Origin of the sequence: Streptomyces sp. NPDC056144, from assembly GCF_042264145.1 — a bacterium.
GTDB lineage: Bacteria > Actinomycetota > Actinomycetes > Streptomycetales > Streptomycetaceae > Streptomyces.
Window position 1 is genome coordinate 297,839 of the sequence record NZ_JBHJVF010000002.1, and the last position, 24,115, is coordinate 321,953.

A 24,115-nucleotide genomic window follows, 5' to 3' on the forward strand; every position below is an offset into this window, starting at 1 on the left:
AGGTCGCCGATGCCGGCCGTCGGCTACGTGCGGGCAGAGCTCCCACAGTCAGCGGACGGGAGTCTCCCGTACCGGGTGCTTGCTCAGGATCGAGACGCGGTTGAAGGCGTTGATCGTGATCGCCACCCAGGTCACGGCGGAGATCTCTTCGTCGTCCAGTACCCCCCTCGCCTCCGCGTACGCCCGCTCCTGGGCAAGCGCGTCGGCCGGGTGGGTGGTGGCCTCCGCGAGGGCGAGGGCCGCGCGCTCGCGGGCGGTGAAGAGCTCGGTGTCCCGCCAGGCGGCGAGCACGCCGAGGCGACGAGTCGTCTCGCCGGCGCGCAGCGCGGCGCGGGTGTGGACGTCGAGGCAGAACGCGCAGCCGTTGAGCTGGGAGACGCGGAGGTTGACCAGCTCGACCAGGATCCGGTCCAGGCCGGCCTCGGCGGCCGTCTCGCGGACGGCGTCGGCGGTCTTGACCAGGGCCTGGTAGGCGGCGGGGCTCTGCTTGTCGAGGTAGACCCGGCGGTTGGCCTGCCCCGCCTGTGACGTGTCGATCACTTTGCGCTCCTTCGCTTGTCGTCCAGGGTTGCCTTCAGGGCTATGATCGCATAGTTGTTGAAATTGAAACCACTTTGCGAGAGGTGTCGGGACATGGATCACACGGAGGCCGAGATCGAAGTCCTCTCCGCCCGGGACGTCCCCCTGGGTGGACCGCGCGCGATGACCGTACGGCGCACCCTGCCGCACCGGGCCCGCACGCTCATCGGGGCCTGGTGCTTCGCCGACCACTACGGCCCCGACCTGGTCGCCGACTCCGGAGGCATGGACGTCGCGCCCCACCCCCACACCGGCCTCCAGACCGCCAGCTGGCTGTTCAGCGGGGAGATCGAGCACCGCGACAGCCTGGGCACGCACGCCTTCGTACGACCGGGTGAGATCAACCTCATGACCGGCGGCCACGGCATCAGCCACACCGAGGTCTCCACCCCCGGCACCACCACGCTCCACGGCGTCCAGCTCTGGGTGGCCCTCCCCGCGGAGCACCGCCACGCGCCGAGCGAGTTCCAGCACCACGCACCCGAACTCCTCCGTGTCGACGGCGCGGACCTGCGGGTCTTCCTGGGAAGCCTCGGCGGCATCACCTCCCCCGTGCGTACGTTCACGCCGCTCCTCGGCGCCGAGATCCTGATCGACGCCCGTGCCACCGTCTCCCTCGACGTCGACCCCGGTTTCGAACACGGACTCCTCGTCGACAAGGGCGACGTCCGCCTCGACGGGACCACCCTGCGCCCCGCGGAGCTCGGTTACGCCGGCCCCGGCCGCACCGTCCTCACCCTCACCAACGACTCCGACCGCCCGGCCCGGACAGTCCTCCTGGGCGGCCCGCCCTTCGAGGAGGAGATCACCATGTGGTGGAACTTCATCGGGCGCAGCCACCAGGACATCGTCGAGGCCCGAGAGGAATGGGAGCGCGCCTCCGACCGCTTCGGCACCGTGGCCGGCTACCCCGGCGAACGACTGCCCGCTCCCGCGCTCCCCAACGCCGTCATCACCCCTCGCAAGAACCCCACCCGTCACTGAACCGCGAACCGCGCAGCGAAAGGCCCTTCACCATGAGCGAGCAGACCACCACCGCCCCCGTCGTCCGCGACGTCGACACCCGCCACCGCTACGAGATCCTCGTCGACGGCAAGCGCGCGGGCCTGACCGCGTACCGCGACCGCGACCGCGACGACGCCCACCAGCGGGTCTTCTTCCACACTGAGATCGACGACGCGTACGCCGGTCAGGGACTCGCCTCCGTCCTCGTCGAACAGGCCCTCACCGACGTCCGCGCTTCCGGCAAGCGGATCGTGCCCGTCTGCCCCTACGTGGCCAAGTTCCTCACCAAGCACCAGGAGTTCGCGGACATCACCGACCCCGTCACCCCTGAGGTCCTCACCTGGCTCGACGCACAGCTGGCGCGCTGACCCCCGGCTGAATCGCCGCTCGTCAGGGCAGGTTCCGGGGCACGGGGTCGGCGAGGCTGCGCATCAGCTCCGCCCGGGAGGTGGTTCCGGACCCGGCCAGGGCCCGCGCCAAGTGGGACTCGACCGTCCGTACGGACATCAGCAAGGCGTCCGCAGTCTCCTGGTTGGTCGCTCCGTGAGCGACGGTCCGGGCCACCTGCATCTCGACAGGGTCGACCTTTCGAACCTGGCCTGGATACGGGCGTCCCGACCCGTGAGGCGCAGTCCGCGCTGCGCCTGCCTCATCCAGGCCGTGGCTCGCAGGCTCCGGAAGTCCCGCAGCGCGGCCTGCTGGTACCTGCGGGCCTCGGCGCGGGCGAAGGCGGCGCGCACCGAGGAGGGAGCCGCCACGTCGACCTCGGCCGCGAACTGTGCCGGCGCCTCCTCGACCTGCGTCCACCGATTCGCCCGGAAGTGCTGCCCTGGCCGTACCTGCCGTGGCGGCCGGGCGGACTGGGCCTCGGGGCGCCTGTCAGGCCGAGCTCCTGTGGCAGGAACCCGGCCAGCGGCCGTACGTCGTAACGTCTGAGAACGCGTCAGTCAGCGGTCGGCTCCAGGTAGTACTCGTAAGAGTCGAACTCGAAGGCAAGCCCGGTAAGCGGCCCGAGCTTTGCCGCATGCTCTTGGGTCACCAGGTATGTGTCACCGAGATGGCCGGGATGCGTCATGTCGAACACGTCGGCCAGGGTCTGCTCGCCAATGTGGGAGATGTCCCACCTGTCGTCGGTGAAGTCCCCGTCCTTCGGATACTGGGCGATCCGGTAAATCACTTCCCTGCCTCCCTCATGGGACTGCGCGGTTTGGTCCGCTCGTGAGCTTGCCGTTCTCGTTGTACACCTCGACCGTGTCGTGCTGGCGGTCGTGCTCGTAGATGCTGCCCATGGCGTCTTTCCAACGGGCCCGGCGGCCCGCCGCCCCTTTGAACGGGCGTCTTCGGCTTCGTGAGCTTCGCCCCGGGGAAGGCGGGCAGACCGCTCGGGGACGGACGCCATCCGGAGCCAACTGCCGCGCTTTGTACCACCTTTGTCGCAAGAGCCTCTCCGGCGCAGCCGGTGTCCGTCCTAGGCTGTGGCTCCGACACGCCGACCGAGGGGAAGACCCGACGTGGACCCGATCACCGCGACAGCGCTCGCGGCCCTGGCGGGAGGCCTCGGCTCCGAGGCCGGCCGCAACGCGTGGACGGCGCTGACCGCGTTGGTCCGGCGCCCCTTCCGCCGCGGTGCGGCAGAGGAGGAGCCGGGGCAGGACCCGGCCCCCGGTCTCAGTTCCGGGGAACTGGAGGTAGCGGCCTTGGAGAGCGCCCCCACCGACCCCGTCCGCGCCCAGGCGCTCGCGACCGCCCTCGGCGTGCGCGCCGCCCTCGACGGCGAGTTCCGCATGCTGCTCGACGAGTGGTGGCAGCGCGCCCAGGCCGTGGAGACCGGAACCGTCCACAACAGCATCAGCGGAACCGTGCACGGCACGGCGATCCAGGGCCGCGACTTCTCCGGCCCCCTCACCATCCACGTACCCCGCCAGAGCGACACGGACGGCCAGGGCCGGTGACCTGAGGGGCTCAGGCTCACGCCGATCGGGTGAGCTCGCGGAGACTCAGTTCAGTTCAGTTCAGCTCGGCGGTGTCGATGTCGATCCCGAAGGGCTCCGGCAGGGTGATGACCGTTCCGAAGGGGTGAGGGCCGTCGACGCGGGTGTAGCCGAGGCGGCCCGGCTCGGAGAAGACGGTGACGCTCCGCTCCTGGCGGTCGACGACGAGGTAGAGCGGGGCGTTGTACTCGGCGTACCGCTTGCGCTTGACGACGCGGTCGGTGTCGCGGTTGGACTCCGAGGTGACCTCGACGATGAGGAGTGTGTCTTGGGGAAGCAGGGCCGTGGCCCCCTTCGCCTGGGCCATGGGGACGAAGGCGATGTCGGGGACGTACCAGTTCGACGAGCCGGGAAGGTCGAGGTTGCCTGAGCCGGTGACGCACCCGAGCTGTCGTACGCGGGGGCGGATCTGGTCGAGGATGGCCTCCGCCGCCGCTTCGTGATCCCAGGTTGGTGTCGCGGGCTCGATGTTTCCTTCGATGATCTGGGCACGGTTGCCCTTGATGTGTCGGACGGCGAACTTGAGGGCCCGTTCCGGGTCTTCGTTGCTGTGGTAGTCAGCCGCTGTGCTCATCGCGCCTTCCGTGTCCGAGGTCGGCGTGGCCGGCGTGTGCCCGGGGAGGGATGGTCGCTCCCGTGAGGGGAGCAGCCCCATGGATCCTGCGCCCCAGGGTACGCAACCCGGGGTGGCCTGGGCGCGCACAGCCCGGTGCGGCTCCGGTCGGTCGTCACCGGGCTCGGAGGGGGAGGTGGGGGTGGGGGGCCTCGCGTTCCTGTGCGGCGAGGGCCGCGCGCCATCCGCCGTACGCGGTGATCTCGCGGGCGCCTTCGAGGGCCCCGGGTTCGCAGAGGAAGCCGGGGACGAAGGTGCCGTCCGCCAGTTCGACGCTGCCGAGGGTCATGGGGCGGGGCAGGGACGCGAGGAGGGCGCCGAGGCCTTCCGCGGGGAGTCTCCAGACCTCGGCCTCGATCCGGGCGCCGTCCTGGCCTGTCCGTACGAGGCCGGGTTTGGGCGGGCTCGTGTCCAGTGCGTACAGGCGGTAGGTGGCCGACGTCGTGGTCGTACGGACGAAGTGGCCGCCCAGGGAGCGGAGTTGCCCGTTCAGGGGCTGCCCGGTCAGGTGCGCGCCGACCACCGCGAGGTGCGTCGGCGGGGTGGTGAGCAGGGCGGCGATGCGGGCGAGGCGGTCGTCGGTGAACGCCGGGCCGATCAGCTGGACACCGAACGGTCGCCCGGCTACCTGGCCTGCCGGGACGGCGACCGCCGCCAGGCCGAAGAGGTTGGTCGAGTTGGTGAAGCGGCCGAGGCGGGCGTTGACGCCCAGGGGGTCCGTCGCGACCTCGGCGAGGGTGGGGTGTCCTGGCGTGGTCGGGAGGAGCAGGGCGTCGGCGTCGCCCAGGGATGTCAGGGCCCGGGTGCGGAGGATGGAGAGTTTCTCGCGGTCCTCGTAGAGCCGGTGGGCGGGGAGGGTGCGGGCGCGGGTGATGATGTGCGTCACCGTGGGGTCGAGGTCCGTCGCGCCGGCGTGGTCGTCGAGGAAGGCGCCGACCGCCGAGTAGCGCTCGGCGACGAACGCGCCCTCGTAGAGCATGGCGGCCGCCTCGGTGAACGGCGTCATGTCGATCCGTACGAGCTCGGCGCCTGCCTCCGCGAGCCGGGCCGTGGCCGTTTCGAAGGCCTCGGCCCAGCCTTCGTCGAGGTCGCCCAGTCCCCCGGGTTCGGGCACGGCGATCCGCCAGGGGCCCGGGGAGCGCTGCGCGAGGGGCGGGAGGTCGTGGGCCGGGGGCGCCGCCATGAGGGACAGGGCCCGCTCCGCCTCGGGGAGTGTGCGGGCGAAGACCGTCACGCAGTCGAGCGAGGCGCAGGCCGGGACGACACCCTCGGTGGGGACGAGGCCGTAGGTGGGCTTGAGGCCGACGATCCCGTTGAAGGCCGCGGGGACCCTGCCCGAGCCCGCCGTGTCCGTGCCGAGGGCGAAGTCCGCGATGCCGAGGGCGACCGCGACCGCCGAGCCGGAGGAGGAGCCGCCGGAGACGTAGGCCGGGTCGAGGGCGTTGCGGACCGCGCCGTCGGGGCTGCGTGTGCCGACCAGGCCGGTCGCGAACTGGTCGAGGTTCGTGGTGCCGAGGACCACGGCGCCCGCCGCCTTCAGGCGCGCCACCGCCGGGGCGTCGGCGGCGGGCTCGTACGCGTACGAGGGGCAGCCCGCGGTCGTCGGGAGCCCGGCGACGTCGATGTTGCCCTTCACCGCGAACACCGTTCCGGCCAGGAGTAGACGCGTACCGGAAGCCGTCCTGGCGTCGACCGCGGCGGCGTCCGCCGCCGCGTCCTCCTGGGGGCGCAGGCCGATCCACACCTCGGGCCGGTCGACCTGGGCGATGCGGGCGTACGCAGCCCGTACGCGTTCCACCGCGCTGCTCACGCGGTCACCTCCGCGTTCTCGACGGGGCCGAGGACGACGAGCGCGGCGCCCGCCTCGACCTGACTGCCCGGCTTGACCAGGATCTCCGCGACCACGCCGTCGGCGGGCGCCCACACCGGGGACTCCATTTTCATCGCCTCCAGGGCCACGAGCTGTTGACCCGCCGACACCCGGTCGCCGACCTCCACGTTGACCTGCCAGACGCCGGCGGTGAGTTCCGCCTCGACCAGGCGGCCGCCCTCGGGCACCTCGACGTCGGTGACCGGCGGCGCGGTCTCGGCGGCGGCCTCTGCGCGGGCGAACTCTCCGGCGGCCTCCCAGGCGTCGCGCTCGGATCCGAACGCCGCGCCCTGCCGGGCCCGGAACGCGGCGATCGAGTCGGCGTTCTCGTCGAGGAAGGCCTGGTACTCGGCGAGCGAGAAGGTGCCTTCCTCGGTCTTCGGTACGAAGCGGCCCGAGGTGATGTCGGCGCGCAGGTCCAGGAGTTCCTCGGCCCCGACCGGGTACCACCTGATCCGGTCGAAGAAGCGCATCAGCCAGGGCTTGCCCGGCTCGAACGCGCCGCGCTGCTGCCAGCCCGACCACACCTGCGTAGTGCGGCCGACGAACTGGTAGCCGCCCGGGCCCTCCATCCCGTAAATGCACAGATAGGCGCCGCCGATGCCGACCGAGTTCTCCGCGGTCCAGGTGCGGGCCGGGTTGTACTTGGTGGTGACCAGCCGGTGCCGTGGGTCCAGCGGGGTGGCGACGGGCGCGCCGAGGTAGACGTCGCCGAGGCCGAGGACCAGGTACTCGGCCTCGAAGACGGTGCGGTGGACGTCGTCGGCCGTGTCCAGGCCGTTGACGCGGCGGATGAACTCGATGTTGGAGGGGCACCAGGGGGCGTCGTCGCGGACGCCCGCCTCGTACCGGGCGATGGCTTCGCGGGTGGCGGGGTCGTCCCAGGAGAGCGGCAGGTGCACGGTTCTGCTGGGCACGACCAGGTCGTCGGTGGCGGGCAGTTCCTCCTCCACGCGCAGGGCGAGGTCGAGGAGTGCGTCCTGCGGCAGGGCGTCGGGGTTCGTCTGGACCTGGAGCGAGCGGATGCCGGGTGTGAGGTCGGTGATGCCGGGGTGCCCGAGCGCGGCCAGGGCCTCGGCGAGCGCGTGGACGCGCATGCGCAGCGCGAGGTCGAGCTGCATGGGTCCGTACTCGATGAGGAGGTTGTCGTCGCCGCTGCGCCGGTAGGTGACCGCCGGGCGGGTACCGGTCTCCGCCAGGCGGGCCAGGACGCCGCCGTCGACCGTGGCCGGGCGGTCGGCGCGCGGAGCCGCTACGGGGTCGCGCCGCAGCGCGGCGGCCGCCTGCGCGGTCACCGGGACGAAGCGGACGGTGTCGCCGGGCCGGAGCTGGCCGAGTTTCCACCGCTGGCCGGTCACGACCGTCGCCGGGCAGACGAAACCGCCGAGGGAGGGCCCGTCGGGGCCGAGGAGGACGGGCATGTCGCCGGTGTAGTCGACGGCGCCGACGGAGTACGGGGTGTCGTGGATGTTGGACGGGTGCAGGCCCGCCTCGCCGCCGTCCGTACGTGCCCAGCGGGGCTTGGGGCCGACGAGACGGACACCGGTGCGCGCCGAGTTGAAGTGCACGGTCCACTCGGCCGCGTAGAAGTCACGGATGTCGTCCTCGGTGAAGAACTCCGGTGCGGCGTGCGGGCCTTCGACCGCGCCGATTTGCCAGGTGGTGCCGAAGGCGGGCCGCTCGTCGAGGAGGACGACGGAGGTCTCCATGCGTTGTTCCCCGCCGTGCAGGACGTCGCCGGCGCGCAGCGCGCGGCCGCCGTGGCCGCCGAACCGGCCCAGGGTGAACGTGGCCGCGCTGCCCAGGAACTCCGGCACGTCCAGACCGCCCGCGAACAGCACGTACGTGCGCAGTCCCCGGTCGTCGGGCGCGCCGACGGCAAGCGTCTGCCCGGGGTCGACGGTGACCGGCTCCCACTGGGGCACGGTCTGGCCGTCGACCGTCACGTGCGCGGGGGCGCCGGTCACGCAGACGGTCGTCGGGTGGGTGAACCTGAGGGAGGGGCCCTGGAGGGTGCATTCCAGGCCGGGGGCGCCCTCGTCGTTGCCGAGCGCGGTGTTGCCGAGGCGGAACGACAGGTCGTCCATGGGCCCGCTCGGGGGCACGCCGACCTGCCAGTGGCCGGTGCGCCCGGGCCAGTCCTGGACCGTGGTCAGGGTGCCGGGTACGACGACCTCGATACGGGGTGTGGGGTCGGCGATTCCGGCGAGCGTGGCCGTCGAGTGGCCGGCGGCGCGGACATCGGGGGCCCGGAGCGCGGCCCGTACCAGGCCGAGGTTGGTCTCGATGCCGTCGACGCGGGTCGCGGCGAGCGCCGCGTCGAGCCGGTCGAGCGCCTCGGCGCGGTCGGCTCCGTGGGCGACGAGCTTGGCGAGCATGGGGTCGTACGAGGTGGTGACCTCGGTGCCGGTCTCCACCCAGGTGTCGACGCGGACGTCGTCGGGGAAGGCGACGCGGGTCAGCAGTCCGGCGCTGGGGCGGTGGTCGCGGGAAGGGTCCTCGGCATAGAGCCGGGCTTCGACGGCGTGTCCCCGGGGCGCGGGCGGTTCGGTGACGACGGCGGTGTCGCCCTGGGCGAGGCGGATCATCCACTCGACGAGGTCGACGCCGTAGATCGCCTCGGTGACCGGGTGCTCGACCTGGAGGCGTGTGTTGACCTCCAGGAAGTACGCCTCCTCGCGGGCGGCGTCGTACACGAACTCGACGGTCCCGGCCGAGCGGTAGGCGACCGAGGCGCACAGGTCCCGGGCGGCGTCGGCGAGGCCGCGCCGGACGCGGTCCGGGAGACCGGGGGCCGGGGCCTCCTCCAGGACCTTCTGGTTGCGGCGCTGGAGGGAGCAGTCGCGGTCGCCGAAGGTGACGACCCGGCCCTCGCCGTCGCCGAAGACCTGGACCTCGACGTGGCGGGCCCGCTCGACCAGCCGTTCCAGGAAGACGCCGGCGGAGGAGAAGGAGGCGGCGGCCACCCGCTGCACCCGTTCCCAGGCGTCGGCGAGGTCGGCGGGGTCGTGGCAGGCGCGCATGCCGATGCCTCCTCCGCCGCCCGTGGCCTTGAGCATCACCGGGTAGCCGATCTCCTCGGCGGCGGTGAGGGCCGCGGTGACGTCGGGGAGGAGGCCGGTGCCGGGGGCGAGCGGTACGCCGGCCGCTTCGGCGGCGGCGCGTGCGGTGTGCTTGGCGCCGAACAGGTCCAGTTGGCCGGGCGTGGGGCCGACGAAGACGATGCCGGCGGCGGCGCAGCGGCGGGCGAAGTCGGCGTCCTCGGAGAGGAATCCGTAGCCGGGGTGGATCGCTCCGGCGCCGGTCGCTTCTGCGGCCTTCAGGACGAGCTCGGCGTCGAGGTAGGACTCCTTGGCCGGCGCGGGGCCGAGGCGGACGGCCTCGTCGGCGAGCCGGACGTGCGCGGCGCCGCGGTCGGCGTCGGAGTACACGGCGACGGTACGCAGGCCGAGGCGGCGGGCGGTGCGGATGACGCGGGCCGCGATCTCGCCGCGGTTGGCGACGAGCAGGGTGTCGAAGGTCATCGTGTGCGGTCCTCGTCGGGCTCGGGTGCGGGTGCGGGTGCGGGCTCGGGCTCGGGCTCGGTGATCGTCATCCGGACGGCGGTCGGGTCGAAGCCGTTGCAGGGGTTGTTGATCTGCGGGCAGTTGGACAGCAGGGCGAGGACGTCGGTCTCGGCGCGGAGGACGACTTTCAGGCCCGGGGCGGAGATGCCGTCGACGATGCCGAGGGTGCCGTCCTTCTCGACGGGCACGTTCATGAACCAGTTGATGTTGGAGACCAGGTCGCGCTTGCCGAGGCCGTGCCGGCTGCCCTCGGCGAGGAAGTTCTCCACGCAGGCGTGCTGCGACCAGGTGTGGTGGCCGTAGCGGAGGGTGTTGGACTCCTTGGAGCAGGCGCCGCCGATGGTGTCGTGACGGCCGCAGGTGTCCTCGACGACCGTCATCAGCGGGGTGTGCTCGTTGGAGAGGAGGACGGAGCCGGTGGTGAGGAAGAGGGAGCCCTGGGCCTGGATGGTGTCGGGGGCGCTGTAGCGCACGGCGGTGTCGTGGGCGTCGTAGAGGAGGAAGTCCGCGGCCTGGTTGCCGTACAGGTCGGTGACGGTGAGGAGCTGGCCCGCGCGGACGGTCGCGGACCAGGCGGCTCGCGCGGGAACGATCTCGTCCGAGACGACGCGTCCCGGGAAGGTGGCGGTCATGCGATCCCCTGGGCGGTGAGGTGCTCGGCGGTGTTGAGGAAGGCGCGGCGGCCTTCCGGGGTGGTCTCCCACAGCGGGTCGCCGGGGGCGGTCGGGCGGGCCCGGTACGCGAGGACCTGGAGGTTTCCGCAGGTGTACGCGGTGCGCGGGTCCAGCGGGTGGGCGGCGTTGGCGAGGAGGACGGTGACGTCCTGTTCGGCGCGGAGGGTGACGGAACGGCCGGGGCCGGCGGAGCCGGTGAACTCGGTGGTGCCGTCCTCGGCGATCCGTACGCCCTGGAAGAAGGAGACGGACGGAGGGAGGTCGCGCGGGGCGAGGCCGTTCTTCGACGCGGCGAGCTTGAACAGTTCCCGCCCGGCCGGGGAGGCGGACTGCGAGGTGCCGTCCCCGTACCGCGCGGTGTTGCGCGCGAGGGTGGAGGTGCCGGTGAGGGTGTCGTGGCGTCCGGAGGTGTCCTCGACGAGGGAGGCGAGCACGCGGCCCTGGTCGGAGAGGAGCAGGTGTCCCTCGCCGAGGTAGGCGTTCCAGAGGACCTTGACGGTGTCGGCGACGTTGAGGCGTTCCCAGGGGCGGGTGGCGCTGTGGAGCAGGAGGTGCGCGCAGGCGTCGCCGGTGAGGTCGGTCAGCCGCAGTTCGGTGCCGCGGGCGAGGACCTTGTGGGTGTAGTTGCCGCCCGCCACGGTCTCGGCCCAGACGACGTCGGCGGCGGCGACGCCCTCGGGAGGGGTGGGCCAGCCGCTCGCGGGCAGCAGGGGCATGGCGTCGACCCGCGTGCCCTCCTGTGCGCGGGCGTGGTCACGCGCCCCGTACGCCGACGCGGTCGCTGACGGTGTGTCCGACGGTGTCGCCATGGCTCGACCTCCAGTCCGAAGTAGTTTCTGTCGCTTGACAGAAATTAGGGACCGGGCGCTTCGCCGCCATTGCTCCGGCGTTTCGGACCGGTTACCGGGAACTCACGTACACGGCTCGCCCCTCGGGCAGTCGCCACCCCTGTGCGAGGATCGCGGAGTGACCACGCCCACCCGCAGAAAAGTCGGCCGCCCACGGGCCCAGGAGCGTCCCTCGGACGGCGGCCTCACGCCGCGCGAGGAAGTCCTCGCCGCGTCGGCGGAGCTGTTCACCCACCACGGCTACACCGCGACCTCCACCCGGACGATCGCCGAACGCGCCGGCATGCGACAGGCGTCCCTGTACCACCACTTCGACGGCAAGGAAGCGATCCTCGCGGCGCTCCTCGAAAGCACCGTCCACCCCTCACTGGACGTGGCACGCCGACTCGTGGCCCACGCCGAGGCGCCCCCGGAGGCCCGGTTGTGGGCGCTGTGCCACTCGGACGCCGTGCTGCTCTGCGGCGGCCCGCACAACCTCGGGGCGCTCTACCTGCTGCCCGAGGTCCAGGCGGAGCGGTTCGCCGTCTTCCACCGGGTGCGGTCGGAGCTCAAGTCCTGCTACGGGACGCTACTCGCCGCCACCGAGCCCGGTTCCGCCCTCTCTCCGGAGGACCTGGAACTGCGTACGGACCTCGTCTTCGGCCTCACCGAGAGCGTGATCCTCATCCGGCGCGCCGGCCCCGACCACGTACCGGACGCGCTGGCCACGGCGACGGCCGACGCGGCACTGCGGGTGGCTGGGATGCCGCAACGCTCCCTGGCACGGCTCCGCCGCGAGGGGCGGGCGCTCCTCGCGGCGGATGACTGACGGTGGGCGGGTTCCGGATCAGCTCACGGAGCCGTCCTGCCGCAGCTGGGCGGTGACGCCCTCCCGGTCGATCTGGATCCAGTACTCGACGATGAGTCCGTCCTCGACGCGGTAGACGGCGCTGGTCATCGCCGTGACCGGTGCGCCGGTCGGCGGGTGGCCGTCGACGGTGCCGACGTGCCGCCCGTTCTGCGTCCAGCGGGCGTACACCCGGTCCCCTTCGGCGATGAGCTCGTCCACGGTCAGCGTGAAGGCACCGTACGCGTCGAGCATCTCCTGGACGTGCTCGGTGTACTGCTGCGGCGTCCGCTCCACGACCATCGGCGCCTCGGAGACGACCTGGTGGGCCCGGACCCGGTCGGCCATGAAGCGGCCGGCCCGGTCCGGGTGCTGTCCCGAACGCACCTGCAGGAGGAACTGGCGGACGGTTTCCTTGGCATCGATCATGGTCGAAGTCTGGCATCCGCAGCACGCGGGGACGGAGCTGGGGACTCCTCTCCCCCGGGTTCTAGTCCTGGTGCCGATGCCGGTACCGGCGGTACGCCGCGCCCGTGGCGACCGTGGCCGCGAGGACCAGGACGGTGAACCACTGGAAGTACCAGTGGCCGCCCTCCGGGTCGTACACGGCGGCGCGCGGCCAGGAGAGGTTGACCGTCATGAACAGTCCGTAGACGACGGCGAGCACGTTGACGGGCAGTCCCCAGCGGCCGAGGGAGAACAGCGGCCTGCCGAGCTCGTCCCGCTCGCCCCGCTCGTCGTCGCCCGTCGCCGGCCACTCGCCCCGGAGGCGCCGTACGAGCATCGGTCCGGTGACCATCGCGTACGCCAGGTACACCATCGCGATGCAGGTGGTGCCGATCGCCAGGAACGCCTGAGGTGAGGCCAGGTTGAGCAGAAGGAGCACGGCCGCGCAGACGCCGACCACCACCGCGGCCGTACCGGGCATCCCCGTCCGCTGCGGCACCCGCGCCAGCTGCCGCGACCGGGGCAGGACCCCGTCGCGCGCCATCGAGTAGAGCATGCGCGTGGCCGAGGTCTGGATCGCCAGGGTCGCCGCGCAGATGGCCAGGGCCACGTCGGCGAGGAGGACCTTGCCGAGGCCGTCGCCCAGGGTGCTGGTGAGCACGTAGCTCAGGCCTTCCGTGGCCAGCCGCCCGTCCGTGAGGCTCGGCGCGGCGATCAGCCCACCGAGCAGCAGGAGTCCGCCGCAGATCCCCGAGGTCGTGAGCGCGGAGAGCGTCGTACGCGGGGCCGTACGACGGGGGTTGACGGTCTCCTCGCTCATCTCGCTCGCGCTCTCGAAGCCGATGAGGACGTACGCGGCGGTGAACGAACCCACCAGGAGCGCGGCGATGAGCCCGCCCTCGCCGCCGGTGTGCAGGGTGATGCCGGGATCGCGCTCGGCGTGGGTGGCGAGGAGGATGACGATGAGGGCGACGCCGGCGATCTCGGCGGTGACACCGAGGGTGTTGACGGCCGAGAGGACGCGGTTGTCGAGGACGTTGAGCAGCGTGGTGAGCGCGAGGAGGACCAGGCCGAGGACGGCGGCGTTGGCGGCGCCGCTCGTCGAGGTGGGCGAGGGGTCGTCGCCGACGAGCTGGAAGCCGGACCATACGGCGGGCAGGACGACTTGGAGCGCGAGGGCGGCGGCCGCCACGACCACGATCCGGCCGATCACCATGATCCAGCCCGCGTACCAGCCGAATGCGGGAGTGCCGAGGCGACTGGCCCACTGGTAGATCGCCCCCGCGATGGGCATCCGGGCGGCGAGTTCGGCGAAGCAGGCGGCGACCAGCAGCTGGCCGACGAGGACGACGGGCCAGGTCCAGAAGAAGCGCGGCCCGCCGAAGGAGTAGCCGAGGGCGAAGAACTGGAAGACCGTGGTCAGGACGGAGATGAACGAGAACCCGGCGGCGAACGACGCGTACCGCCCCATCCGCCGCCGTAGCTCCTGCTGGTAGCCGAAGCCCGCGAGCGAGGTGTCGCCGGCGGCTGACGCGGCGGATGCGGCGGATGCGGCGGATGCGGCGGATGCGGCGGTGTCGGACGGGGGTGATGCCGAGGGGGCGGGGTCGGTCACGGTCATGTTGGTCCCCTGTCGCGGAGGCGAGTTCCGTGTAGTTCCTGTCGAGTGACAGAAATTAGGGGGGACCGGTTTCCGTCACATGTCGCGGCCGTGTCCCGACCGTTAGTGACTCCTCTCCCGGCGGCGGCCGCACCCACAGCTCCAGGCCGCGCCCGAAATGCGTCAAGAGATGCTATTTATTGGGATGTTCGCCACGGTCGGCCGGACCCTGCCACCCCTCCCGGCACGTCTTCACATGGTCAACGTCCCGTCACAGAACGATCATTGAGTGCCCCCGAAAGCCCTCGGCATACTTCAGGAATCCGGGGCGTACGCATGTCTGATGACGCCCCCGTTCGGGCCAGGCCCCCGCCCGCCCGATTCGCTCCTGAGCAGGGGGAGTTTTGCGCACACCAGTAAAGAAGGCGTACGCGGTCACGGTCGCCGCCGCTGCCGCCGTGGCTCTGACAGCGGGTATGACCAGCCCGGTGTCGGCACAGGACGGCGGCAAGAACGCCGGGCCGAACAAGAGCACCGCGCCGGGCAAGAACGCCGCGCCGGGCAAGGACGTGCACACCGTCGTCCTGATCACCGGCGACCGGGTCCTCGTGGACTCCAAGGGCCGGGTCGCGGGCATCGAGCGCGCCAAGGGCCGTGAGGACGTCCCCTTCTTCACCCAGGTCCATGAAGGCCGCACGTACGTGATGCCGCGCGACGCCCGTCGGCTTGTCGCCGACGGCACGCTCGACCGGCGGCTGTTCGACGTCACCGGACTCGCCGAGCCGGAGAGCCGCAAGGCCTACCGGGGCGGCCTCAAGGTGATCGTCGGCTACCGGGGCGCGGCGGCCCAGTCCGCCCGCAGCGAGGTACGGGCTTCAGAGGGCGTCACCGTCAACCGGACCCTGCCCTCCCTCGGCGCCGATGCCGTCACCAGCGCCGCCGACAGCACCGAGGCGCTGTGGGAGACCCTGACCCGCCCCCAGGCCGACGGCTCGGCGGCGAGCACCGCCGGCATCGCGAAGATCTGGCTGGACGGCGTGCGGAAGGCGTCGCTCGACCGCTCCACCGGCCAGATAGGCGCCCCCGCGGCCTGGAACCGCTCGCTCGACGGCACCGGCGTGAAGATCGCGGTCCTGGACACCGGCATCGACGACACCCACCCGGACCTGGCCGGACGGGTCGCGGCGGCACGCAACTTCAGCCGCTCCGCGGACACCGTGGACCGCGTCGGGCACGGCACGCACGTCGCCTCCACCGCGGCCGGTACGGGCGCGAAGGACGGCCGGTTCAAGGGCGTGGCCCCAGGGGCGCAGCTGATCAACGCGAAGGTCCTCGACGACTACGGCTACGGCAGCGACTCCGAGTCCATCGCCGGGATCGACTGGGCCGTGTCCCAGGGCGCCGACATCATCAACATGAGCCTCGGCAGCGCCGACCGCCCCGGGATCGACCCGCTGGAAGCCCACATCAACAAGGTCTCCGCGGAGAAGGGCGTCCTGTTCGCCGTCGCCGCGGGCAACCTCTGGGATCCCCGTCCGGGCACGGTCAACTCGCCGGGCACCGCCGAAGCGGCCCTGACCGTCGGCGCCGTCGACGACGAGGACCGGCTCGCCCCCTTCTCCGCGCTCGGCCCCCGCAAGGAGGACCACGCGGTCAAGCCCGACATCAGCGCCCCTGGCGTGGGGATCACGGCTGCCGCCGCGAACGGCACCCCGGACCAGAACCCGCCGGGCTACGTCTCGCTCGACGGTACGTCGATGGCGACCCCGCACGTCGCGGGCGCCGCGGCGATCCTCAAGCAGAAGAACCCCACCTGGACGGGGGCGCAGCTCAAGGCGGCCCTGACCGGCTCGGCCAAGGGCAGCGCGGACTCGGTGTTCGCGCAGGGCGCGGGCCGTCTCTCCGTCGACCGGGCGATCGACCAGACGGTCCTCTCCGAAGGCGGACCGGTCCACCTGGGCCGCCAGCAGTGGCCCCACGACGACGACGCCCCCGTCACCAAGCAGGTCACCTACCGCAACGGCGGCACCGCCGACGTGACGCTCGACCTGTCGCTCGACGCGCCCACCGGTGGTGACGGGCAGCCCGCACCCGCCGGGTTCTTCACCCTCGGGGCCCAGCGGATCACCGTCCCGGCGGGCGGCACCGCCTCGGTGGACCTGACGGCCGACACCCGTATCGGCGGCGCGGTCGACGGTTCGTACGCGGCCACGGTCGTCGCGTCCGGAGCCGGCCAGAGCGTGCGCACCCCGGCCACGGTGGACCGTGAGGTCGAGTCGTACGACGTGACCTTCGAGACGGTGGGGCGGCCCGACGCGCCCGGCGCCGTCTGGGGCGCCGACCTGTACGGCTACGAGGGCCTCGCCTCGGAGCAGCAGTTCCTCCCGGACCTGTCCTCGGGTTCCGCGACGGTCCGCCTGCCCCGCGGCACCTACAACCTCCAGGCCGACATGCAGGTCGACCCCGCGGATGCGCGCAAGGGCCTCGACCTGATCCACAACCCGCGGCTCACGGTGACCGGACCCGCCACCGTCACCCTCGACGCCCGGACGACCCGGCCGGTGACGGTCAAGGTGCCGGACGCGGCCGCCCGGCAGACGCGCGTGGGGATGTTCTACACGGTCTCGACGCCCGAGGCCGGGTACGCCCAGGGCTTCGACGCGCGGAGTTTCGACAACGTCCGCACGGCTCGACAGGGCTCGGTGGGAGCGGACGCCACCCTCACCGAGCAGTGGTCGGCCCGCTGGGAGCAGGGTACGAGCGTCTACCAGACCCTCGCGGGCGGCGCGGTCAAGGAACTGTCCACCGGCTACGAGAAGGTCTACACGGCCAAGGATCTCGCCCTGGTCAAGGTCGGCTTCGGGGCGTCCGCGCCCGGCATGGCCGGAGCCCTCTCGGCGGAGGGCTCACTGCCCGACGCGGGCGGCTTCGTCGACTTCTATCCCTCCCACCCGGCGCCGGGCACCCAGAAGCTGTACCTGAGCACGGACGACGGGATCGGCTGGAGCGTCAACGCGCTCGTTCTGGGCGAGGCGGACGCCGACGGCGGCCGGCCCATCGACGTCGGGTACTTCCTCGGCACCGAGCCCCAGCTGAAGCCGGGGACCACGTACACCAGGAACGTCAACGTCGGTGTGGTCGGGCCGCGGATGGAGCCGGGCGAGGGGATCGTGCGCTCCGACGACGACATCTACGGCACGTTCACGATGGTCGGCGACGGAGCGGGCCACTACGGGAACGCCCGCTACAGCAGCGCGACGACGACCGTCCACCGCAACGGTGTGCTGTACGCGCAGAAGGACGGCGCCGTCGACCGGGAGAGCTTCACGCTGCCGGCGGAGTCCGCGACGTACACGGTGGCGACCACGGTCAACCGCGACCCGAAGTACAACCGCACCGGGACGCGCATCGACGCCTCGTGGACGTTCACCTCGGCCCGCAGCGCCGGCGCCCCGGCCGAACTGCCCGTCTCCACGGTCCGCTTCCAGCCGAAGCTCGCCCTGGACTCCACCGCTCCGGCGGGCGTGCTCCAGACCTTCCCCGTCGTCGTCCAGGGCGCGGCGGCCGGAGACAACCTCAAGACCCTGCGGGTCCAGGTCTCGTACGACGGCCAGACCTGGCGGTCGGTCCCGGTCGTCGCGGGCAAGGTCACCGTGCGCGCGCCGGAGAAGGGCAAGGCGCTCTCCCTGAAGGCCGTCGTCGCCGACAAGCAGGACAACCGGTCGACGGTCACCGTCCACAACGCCTTCCTCGGCAAGTGATCCTCGGCGCGTAAGCCACATCAGCACAGCACCACAGCACCACCACCGAGCCGGCCCGGCGTCACCATCCCCCTGGTGACGCCGGGCCTTCGCGCGGGCCGGGTCACCCGATTTCGCCGGGTTGCTGATGTTGGGTCTTGCGGGGGTGCGGGCTGTGGCTGCTGCCGGCTGACCACGTACCGGAGAGGTTCATGCTCCAGGAGGTCAGTGGGGTGATCTTCAGGATCTGGTGCTCGCCGCCGCGGGCCCGCCGGGTGACCAGCTCGGCCGTTCCGTAGATCCGCAGATAGCGCGGGATCCACGGCGTGACGGAGAGGAGGTCGTCGATGACGAGTGCCACCTTGTGGTTCCCGTCGCGTACGTTCCGGGAGCGGCGGGTGTTGGTCGGGTTGTAGCCGCCGACGTAGAAGTGCCGGCCGTCGAACTCGAAGCCGACCGGGGTCGCGTCGGGCTGGCCGTCGGTCGAGACGGTCGCGATACGGGCCAGGCGCTGGGAGCGGATGTACGCGACCTCTTCTTCGGTGAAGGACACGGGGAGGACCGTCCTCTCGTGGTCAGGGCAGGGTGGGGTAGTCGGTGTAGCCCCGGTGGTCGCCGCCGAAGAAGCCGGCGCGGTCGGGAGTGTTGTAGGGACCGCCGGCGGCGAGGCGGGCCGGCAGGTCGGGGTTGGCGAGGAAGAGACCGCCGAAGGCGATCAGGTCGGCGGTGCCGTCCTCGATGAGGTCGAGGGCGTCGGGGCCGGTGGGCTCCTTGCCGCTGTACGGGTTGAGGATGAACGTACCCGGCCATGCCTGGCGCAGCCGGACGACCAGGTCGCGCATGTCGGCGGCCTCCATGTGGTGGAGGTAGGCCAGGTTCAGCGGGGCGAGCGCCTCGACGAGGGCGGTGTAGGTGGCCTCGACGTCCGGGCGGTCGCTCTCGTCGATGTCGTTGTACGGGTTGCCGGGCGAGAGGCGGAAGCCGACCTTGTCGGGGCCGATGGCCTCGACGACGGCCTTCGCGCTCTCCACGGCGAACCGGATCCGCCGGCCGGGGTCGCCGCCCCAGGCGTCGGTGCGCCGGTTGGTGTTCGGGGCGAGGAACTGGTGGATGAGGTAGCCGTTGGCTCCGTGCAGTTCCACGCCGTCGAACCCCGCCTCGACGGCGTTGCGCGCCGCGGCGACGAGGTCGGCGATCGTCTCGGTGATCTCCGGCTCGGTCAGCTCGTGCGGGGTCACGAAGTCCTGCGGACCGTCCTCCGTGTACACCTGCCCCGCGGCCTTGACCGCGGACGGGCCGACCGGGGTGAGTCCGGTCAGACTCGGATGGCCGATCCGGCCGGTGTGCATGAGCTGCAGGAAGATCACGCCGCCTTCGGCGTGCACCGCCTCGGTGACCTTGCGCCAGGCCGCGATCTGCTCCTCGGAGTGGATACCGGGAGTGGAGGGGTAGCCCTGACCGACGACGGAGGGCTGGGTGCCCTCCGTGATGATCAGCCCGGCGCTCGCCCGCTGCACGTAGTAGGTCGCCGTCAGCTCCGTCGGGCTCTGCCCGGGCCCGTAGGCGCGGCTGCGCGTCATCGGCGCCATGGCGATGCGGTTGGCCAGTCGCGTACCGGCCAGGTCGTAGGGGGTGAAGCTCGTGCCCATGGTCGTGGTTCCTTGTCTTCGAACGGTCTGCGCGAGGCGGTGAGTGCCAGGACATCGGCATTTACTTGCTCGAACAGGTAAACCTCCAGGCGCATTCCCGATCTCCCAGACCCACTCGACTGGCCTCAATGAACAGCTGATTCCCTGAGCACAGCACGCATGCCCCTCGCCAGAAGGCACGTTAGGCTGGACTTATATGTCCGAGCAGTAACATAGAGAAGAGCTGCGCAGCATGCCCCGTCCCGACTCCGAGCCCGTCTGTACGGACGACGCCGCCGCGGCCGCGCGGATGCCGATGCCTCCATCGGTCCAGGCCGGACCCCTGACGCACGCGATCTTCCGCGTCGCCCGGCTGCACCGCATGCTCGCCGGACAGCTCCTGCGCCGGGTCGGCCTCCACCCCGGCCAGGAACTCGTGATGATGCAGTTGTGGGACCTCGGCCCGCAGCGCCAGACGGATCTCGTCCGGCTCCTCGGCTCCGACGCGGCCACCATGGCCCGTACCGTCAAGCGGCTCGAACACGCGGGCTTCGTCCGCCGCCGCCCCAGCCCCACCGACAAACGCGCGACCATCATCGAACCCACCGAGGCCAGCCTCGCCCTTCGCCACCAGGTGGACGAGCTGTGGGCAGAGCTGGAGCGGTGCGCCACCGGAGAACTCACCCCCGACGGCAAGGCCGACGCCGTTCGGGTCCTGGAAGACATCGAAGCGAACCTGGCCCTGGCCGCGACCCGTCACGCACACCAGGACGCCTCCGCCGAGGCCACGCCCTGACGCGAGCGGCCCCGACTCCCTCGATGCCTGAACTGCGTCGAGCCGATACGCCCCCTGGGCCCCGCCGCGCAGGAGGAAGAACCGACGTGATCATCAACGCCTTGCACGATGATCCGGTCATAGGGTCCCGTAGGGTCTGCGGCTGCGGAACCGCTCGTAGAGGCAAGGAGAGGTACGGGGATGGGCAGCGTCGGAACAGCACGGCTGCCGATCCGTCATGGCGGCGACTCCGCGCTGGAACTGACCGTGGAGCCTTGGGCGGAGACGTACCGGATACTCCCGAAGCAGACATGGGTCGTTGTCACCCACTCGCCTGCGTCGGACGGGTCATGGTCCGGGACTCTGCACCGGGATGAGCCGTTCCACGTCGACCATCGGCCCGAATCCGTCACGGTGTGGGTTAACGGCCACTGCTTCCACCTCAGTGACACCGAGGAGAACGCGATCGACTCGGCCGACTGGGATTGCCCTGCCCGGAGAGCCACCTCGTGACTCAGGAGTCACGCCAGGTCTGCGTGGATGCGCGGAAGCTCGCATGCGTGGATGCGTCGTCGGGTCCCGTTCGCGGGCCCCTCAAGGTGGACCCTCAGGGTGGGCTTCCCGCGTCCACGTCGGCAATCGGCGTCCACTCGTGCCCCAGGATCGAGTACGTGATCGAGTCCCGCCACGCCCCGCGAACGAAGACGTGGTCGCGGATCCTGCCCTCCTCGGTCATCCCCGCCGTCAGCAGGGTCCGGGCGGAAGCCTCGTTGAGTGGCGAGCGGGCCGCCCAGATGCGGTGGAGACCGAGCGACCGGAAGCCGAGCGCGCACAGCAGGCGGACGGTGTCCGTTCCCAGGCCGCTCCCCCACACGTCGGGGTGGAGGGCGAAGCCGATGGTGGCCGCCTGTTGCGGTTCGGTCGCCAGACGCGCGTAACCGATCAGACGGTGCTCTCCGCGCCGGGTGACGGCGAGGCAGTACTCGGCCCGAGGGCTGGCCTCGGCGGAGGCGATGGACCGGTCGACGATCGCCTGGACCTGCTCCGGAGTACGGGGCTCGAAGCTGAGGTGCCGGGTGGCCTCGGGGTCGCCGTAGACGGCCAGGAGGGGTCCGACGTCCTCGGACTCGACTTCGCGGAGGGCCAGACGGGGGCCGGTGAGGCGGACGGACGTCATGGGCTCGCAGAGTACTCGGGGATTCGTCGCAGAGGGAGGGAGACCGGGATTGCCGTGCAGGCTTCGTCCTCCTCGCCCAGAGGGGCCATCCGGCGAACGGAACAGCCCTTCTCCGGGCCTGGTCTGCCCGCACAAAGCCCTTGCGCCGCGCTTCGGAACGACGAGGCCGACTTACAGGGTGGCGAGGTCGGTGGGATAGGACAGTTCGGTAACGGGTTGCCGCGCCGCGCGAGGGATTCCGAGGCGCGCTCGGGCCTGGTGCACTGCCGCGAGCCAGCCGGCGGCAGGGAGTCCCCAGTCGGAGAGGTCCAGGGCCTCAGCGGCCATCCGGTCACCGCCCTGGCCTGACGAGCAGCCGCACGGCGCCGTCGCGAAGACGGCTGTTCCTTGGATGTGTAGGGCGGGGCGCGGGCGAAGACGATGAGGGGGTGAGAGGAAGCCGGCCGGGAGCGAGCCGGTCAGGGAGTTCGTCCATCAGGGAGAGCGCGGGGGGAGCGCGGTGCCACTGCGTCCTGTTCCGAGAGGTGGCTGTCCATGGTGGTGTTCAGGTCGGCAATGAACGCTTCGACCTGTTCCAGGAACCGGGACGGGTAGGGCGACATCGCGGCATCGAGGCGGTGGGCGAGCGGGCCGAAGAACTCGTCCGCCCTCTCCTGGATGTGCCCGCCGCTCCGCAGTGTGACGATGCGCCGGTCGGAGTGCTCGCGGGCGCGGGTGATGTGCCCCGCCGCCTCGAGGCGGTTCAGCAGTGCGGTGGTGGCGCCGGTCGACAGGGAGATCCGCTCGCTCAGCCGCGCCGGTGACAGGGGGGTGCCGCGTTCCTCGGCGGCGGCGATCTCCAGGACCGCGGTCGCGTCCGTGGAGTGCAGGCCCAGCCAGGCGGCGAAGCGCCGGCTGAGCTCGGCGTAGTGCCCGCCGTAGATCCTCAGCGACTCCATCAGCCGCTCACGCTGCTCCTCGACTCCGTCACGCACTGCTTCCTCCACGCCTCCGCCCTTCTCTCCTGTCACACGGTCCGCACGGTCATCCGCTTTGACAACCTACCGCCACCACTTTACCTTCACGGTGGAATTACTTCACCATGGAGGTATCTGGAATGCGTGACCCGTCCCCCACCCCCGAGGAGACGATCGAGCCCTACCGCTGGCGGTGGCTGATCCTGGCGGTGATGATCGTCGCGGAGATCATGGACCTCCTGGACGCCTCGATCGTCAACGTCGCCGGACCGGACCTGGAGAGATCCCTCGGCGCCGGCTCGGTCGGACTGCAATGGGTGATCGGCGGCTACGCCCTCACCCTGGGCGCCGGCCTGGTGCTCGGCGGGCGGCTCGGTGACCGTTACGGCCGGCGCCGGATGTTCCTGATCGGACTCGCGGCCTTCACCGCGGCATCGCTGCTGTGCGCGATCGCGCCGAACATCGAGTCGCTGATCGCCTTCCGCCTACTGCAGGGCACCGCCGGAGCGATGCTGCTGCCCCAGGGCCTGGGTCTGCTGCGCGAGAACTTCTCCGGCCCCGAGCTCACCAAGGTCTTCGCGATCTTCGGCCCCGTCCTCGGCCTGGGCGGCATCATCGGCCCGGTCCTGGGCGGCTTCCTCATCGAGGGCGACTTCTTCGGCCTGGGCTGGCGCTCGGTCTTCCTGATCAACCTGCCCATCGGCATCGCGGCACTGATCGTCGCCGCGAAGTTCGTGCCCAAAAAGGCGGGCGACCGCACGGTCCGGGTCGACATGACCGGCGCCGCCCTGGTCGTGGCGTCCTGCGCTCTGCTGGTGCTGCCGCTCAACCAAGGCCAGGAGGAGGGCTGGTCACTGTGGACATGGCTGTCCATGGCCGCCTCGGCGATCGGGTTCGCCCTCTTCGCCCTCCAGCAGCGCCGCACGGCCGCCGCGGGCCGCGAGCCGCTGGTGACCCCGGGCCTGTTGCGCAAGCCGGCCTTCACCGTCGGGCTCGGCGGCATCGCCCTGTTCTTCGGCGGACTCATCGGCACCCAGCTCGTACTGACCCTGTTCCTCCAGATCGGCCAGCACTTCACCGCCGGCGAGGCGGGACTTGGCAACCTGCCCCTCGCGGTGGGAACCGCGATCGGCGGCGCCATCAGCGGCGCGTTCCTCGCCGACAAGATCGGCCGCAAGGTGCTCCAGATCGGACCGCTGGTCCAGCTGGCCGGCGCCGCCGTGCTGTGGTTCGAGCTCGACGGCCTCGACGCCGCCTCGTTCTCGATCTGGGACATCGTCCCGGGCACGACAGTGGCGGGCATCGGCGCCGGCATCGTGATCGCCGCCCTGTTCAGCTTCATCCTGGCCGCGGTCGACGACGACGAGATCGGATCCGCCTCTGGGGTCCTGTCGGCCGTCCAGGCGGTCGGCGGCTCCATCGGAGTCGCGGTCTTCGGCTCGGTGTTCTTCGCCCAGGCCAAGACCGGTGACTTCACCGGCGGCTTCCACCGGGCCCTGATCGTCCAGGCATGCCTGCTGGTGGTCTTCTTCGCGATCACCTTCCTGCTGCCCAAGAAGGGCCGCCCCGAAGACGAGCAGCACGGCATCACCCCGGAGACAGCCGCCGACGACTCCGGCACCAAGCAGCACCTCGCCATCTGAGCCCCGCCCCGGGGACCGCGCACGGCACGCGGCCCCGGTCGGTTCTCTCATCAACGGCCCTGTGCCCGAGCAAGATCGGAAACGGGCCGCCGGACCGCCGCGGGTCCGCGCATCCGCTCTCACAACCCGTTCGCACTCGAAAGCGGCACGAGCCCCCTTCTGAGACTTGCAACCAAT

General features: G+C 71.5%; 22 protein-coding genes. 7 read left to right on the forward strand and 15 right to left on the reverse strand.

The annotated features are described in order from the left end of the window. Positions 1-48: 48 nt before the first annotated feature. A complete protein-coding gene (locus ACFC0Z_RS07900) occupies positions 49-540 on the reverse strand; it encodes a carboxymuconolactone decarboxylase family protein (RefSeq protein ID WP_376433951.1) in 492 nt (163 codons plus the stop codon). 93 nt (positions 541-633) lie between these two features. Here ACFC0Z_RS07900 and ACFC0Z_RS07905 point away from each other — a divergent pair, with 93 nt between their 5' ends. Continuing rightward, positions 634-1,563, forward strand: coding sequence for a pirin family protein (locus tag ACFC0Z_RS07905; RefSeq protein ID WP_376433953.1), 930 nt, complete (start codon positions 634-636; stop codon positions 1,561-1,563). A gap of 32 nt (positions 1,564-1,595) precedes the next feature. Further along, positions 1,596-1,952, forward strand: a complete 357-nt coding sequence (locus tag ACFC0Z_RS07910) for a GNAT family N-acetyltransferase (RefSeq protein WP_376433955.1) — start codon at positions 1,596-1,598, stop codon at positions 1,950-1,952. Between the two features lie 22 nt (positions 1,953-1,974). On the opposite strand, the gene ACFC0Z_RS07915 is transcribed toward ACFC0Z_RS07910, so the two are convergent. The 3 genes from ACFC0Z_RS07915 to ACFC0Z_RS07925 form a co-directional block, all read right to left on the reverse strand. Further along, the gene (locus ACFC0Z_RS07915; protein WP_376433957.1) at positions 1,975-2,154 is read right to left on the reverse strand and encodes a LuxR C-terminal-related transcriptional regulator; all 180 of its coding nucleotides are present in this window, start codon (positions 2,152-2,154) and stop codon (positions 1,975-1,977) included. A gap of 373 nt (positions 2,155-2,527) precedes the next feature. After that, on the reverse strand, positions 2,528-2,761 hold the full coding sequence (locus ACFC0Z_RS07920) for a hypothetical protein (protein ID WP_376433959.1): 234 nt from the start codon (positions 2,759-2,761) through the stop codon (positions 2,528-2,530). 13 nt (positions 2,762-2,774) lie between these two features. Next, positions 2,775-3,023: a colicin E3/pyocin S6 family cytotoxin gene (locus tag ACFC0Z_RS07925; protein WP_376433961.1), complete on the reverse strand. Its 249-nt coding sequence runs from the start codon at positions 3,021-3,023 to the stop codon at positions 2,775-2,777. 72 nt (positions 3,024-3,095) lie between these two features. Here ACFC0Z_RS07925 and ACFC0Z_RS07930 point away from each other — a divergent pair, with 72 nt between their 5' ends. Continuing rightward, the gene (locus ACFC0Z_RS07930; RefSeq protein ID WP_376433963.1) at positions 3,096-3,536 is read left to right on the forward strand and encodes a hypothetical protein; all 441 of its coding nucleotides are present in this window, start codon (positions 3,096-3,098) and stop codon (positions 3,534-3,536) included. Between the two features lie 55 nt (positions 3,537-3,591). On the opposite strand, the gene ACFC0Z_RS07935 is transcribed toward ACFC0Z_RS07930, so the two are convergent. The 5 genes from ACFC0Z_RS07935 to ACFC0Z_RS07955 all read right to left on the reverse strand — a co-directional run bounded on the left by ACFC0Z_RS07935 (position 3,592) and on the right by ACFC0Z_RS07955 (position 11,107). After that, positions 3,592-4,149 (reverse strand): Uma2 family endonuclease, encoded by a 558-nt coding sequence (locus ACFC0Z_RS07935; RefSeq protein WP_376433965.1) that lies wholly within the window; start codon positions 4,147-4,149, stop codon positions 3,592-3,594. 154 nt (positions 4,150-4,303) lie between these two features. Continuing rightward, positions 4,304-5,998 (reverse strand): allophanate hydrolase, encoded by a 1,695-nt coding sequence (atzF, locus tag ACFC0Z_RS07940; protein ID WP_376433967.1) that lies wholly within the window; start codon positions 5,996-5,998, stop codon positions 4,304-4,306. After that, the gene (gene uca / locus ACFC0Z_RS07945) at positions 5,995-9,582 is read right to left on the reverse strand and encodes an urea carboxylase (protein ID WP_376433969.1); all 3,588 of its coding nucleotides are present in this window, start codon (positions 9,580-9,582) and stop codon (positions 5,995-5,997) included. The genes atzF and uca overlap by 4 nt, the downstream gene beginning before the upstream one ends. Continuing rightward, positions 9,579-10,256: an urea amidolyase associated protein UAAP2 gene (locus tag ACFC0Z_RS07950; protein WP_376433970.1), complete on the reverse strand. Its 678-nt coding sequence runs from the start codon at positions 10,254-10,256 to the stop codon at positions 9,579-9,581. The genes uca and ACFC0Z_RS07950 overlap by 4 nt, the downstream gene beginning before the upstream one ends. Then, positions 10,253-11,107, reverse strand: a complete 855-nt coding sequence (locus ACFC0Z_RS07955) for an urea amidolyase associated protein UAAP1 (protein ID WP_376433972.1) — start codon at positions 11,105-11,107, stop codon at positions 10,253-10,255. The genes ACFC0Z_RS07950 and ACFC0Z_RS07955 overlap by 4 nt, the downstream gene beginning before the upstream one ends. A gap of 157 nt (positions 11,108-11,264) precedes the next feature. Here ACFC0Z_RS07955 and ACFC0Z_RS07960 point away from each other — a divergent pair, with 157 nt between their 5' ends. Beyond that, complete coding sequence (locus tag ACFC0Z_RS07960; protein WP_376433974.1) at positions 11,265-11,954, forward strand: TetR/AcrR family transcriptional regulator; 690 nt, start codon at positions 11,265-11,267, stop codon at positions 11,952-11,954. Positions 11,955-11,972: 18 nt separating this feature from the next. Here ACFC0Z_RS07960 and ACFC0Z_RS07965 read toward each other — a convergent pair whose 3' ends face one another. Together ACFC0Z_RS07965 and ACFC0Z_RS07970 are read right to left on the reverse strand one after the other, a co-directional pair. Next, positions 11,973-12,401, reverse strand: a complete 429-nt coding sequence (locus tag ACFC0Z_RS07965) for an ester cyclase (protein ID WP_376433976.1) — start codon at positions 12,399-12,401, stop codon at positions 11,973-11,975. Positions 12,402-12,462: 61 nt separating this feature from the next. Then, on the reverse strand, positions 12,463-14,040 hold the full coding sequence (locus tag ACFC0Z_RS07970) for an amino acid permease (RefSeq protein WP_376433978.1): 1,578 nt from the start codon (positions 14,038-14,040) through the stop codon (positions 12,463-12,465). A gap of 383 nt (positions 14,041-14,423) precedes the next feature. On the opposite strand from ACFC0Z_RS07970, the gene ACFC0Z_RS07975 reads away from it, so the two are divergent. After that, positions 14,424-17,780: a S8 family serine peptidase gene (locus ACFC0Z_RS07975; protein WP_376433979.1), complete on the forward strand. Its 3,357-nt coding sequence runs from the start codon at positions 14,424-14,426 to the stop codon at positions 17,778-17,780. A 103-nt stretch (positions 17,781-17,883) separates the two neighbouring features. On the opposite strand, the gene ACFC0Z_RS07980 is transcribed toward ACFC0Z_RS07975, so the two are convergent. Continuing rightward, complete coding sequence (locus tag ACFC0Z_RS07980) at positions 17,884-18,312, reverse strand: PPOX class F420-dependent oxidoreductase (protein ID WP_376433981.1); 429 nt, start codon at positions 18,310-18,312, stop codon at positions 17,884-17,886. A 22-nt stretch (positions 18,313-18,334) separates the two neighbouring features. Further along, the gene (locus tag ACFC0Z_RS07985; RefSeq protein ID WP_376433983.1) at positions 18,335-19,408 is read right to left on the reverse strand and encodes an alkene reductase; all 1,074 of its coding nucleotides are present in this window, start codon (positions 19,406-19,408) and stop codon (positions 18,335-18,337) included. A gap of 232 nt (positions 19,409-19,640) precedes the next feature. Here ACFC0Z_RS07985 and ACFC0Z_RS07990 point away from each other — a divergent pair, with 232 nt between their 5' ends. Further along, a complete protein-coding gene (locus ACFC0Z_RS07990) occupies positions 19,641-20,183 on the forward strand; it encodes a MarR family winged helix-turn-helix transcriptional regulator (RefSeq protein ID WP_376433985.1) in 543 nt (180 codons plus the stop codon). A 586-nt stretch (positions 20,184-20,769) separates the two neighbouring features. Here ACFC0Z_RS07990 and ACFC0Z_RS07995 read toward each other — a convergent pair. Beyond that, the gene (locus ACFC0Z_RS07995) at positions 20,770-21,339 is read right to left on the reverse strand and encodes a GNAT family N-acetyltransferase (protein ID WP_376433986.1); all 570 of its coding nucleotides are present in this window, start codon (positions 21,337-21,339) and stop codon (positions 20,770-20,772) included. A 458-nt stretch (positions 21,340-21,797) separates the two neighbouring features. Further along, positions 21,798-22,277, reverse strand: a complete 480-nt coding sequence (locus ACFC0Z_RS08000; RefSeq protein WP_376435023.1) for a MarR family winged helix-turn-helix transcriptional regulator — start codon at positions 22,275-22,277, stop codon at positions 21,798-21,800. Between the two features lie 158 nt (positions 22,278-22,435). Here ACFC0Z_RS08000 and ACFC0Z_RS08005 point away from each other — a divergent pair, with 158 nt between their 5' ends. Then, complete coding sequence (locus ACFC0Z_RS08005; protein ID WP_376433988.1) at positions 22,436-23,938, forward strand: MFS transporter; 1,503 nt, start codon at positions 22,436-22,438, stop codon at positions 23,936-23,938. Positions 23,939-24,115 lie beyond the last annotated feature (177 nt).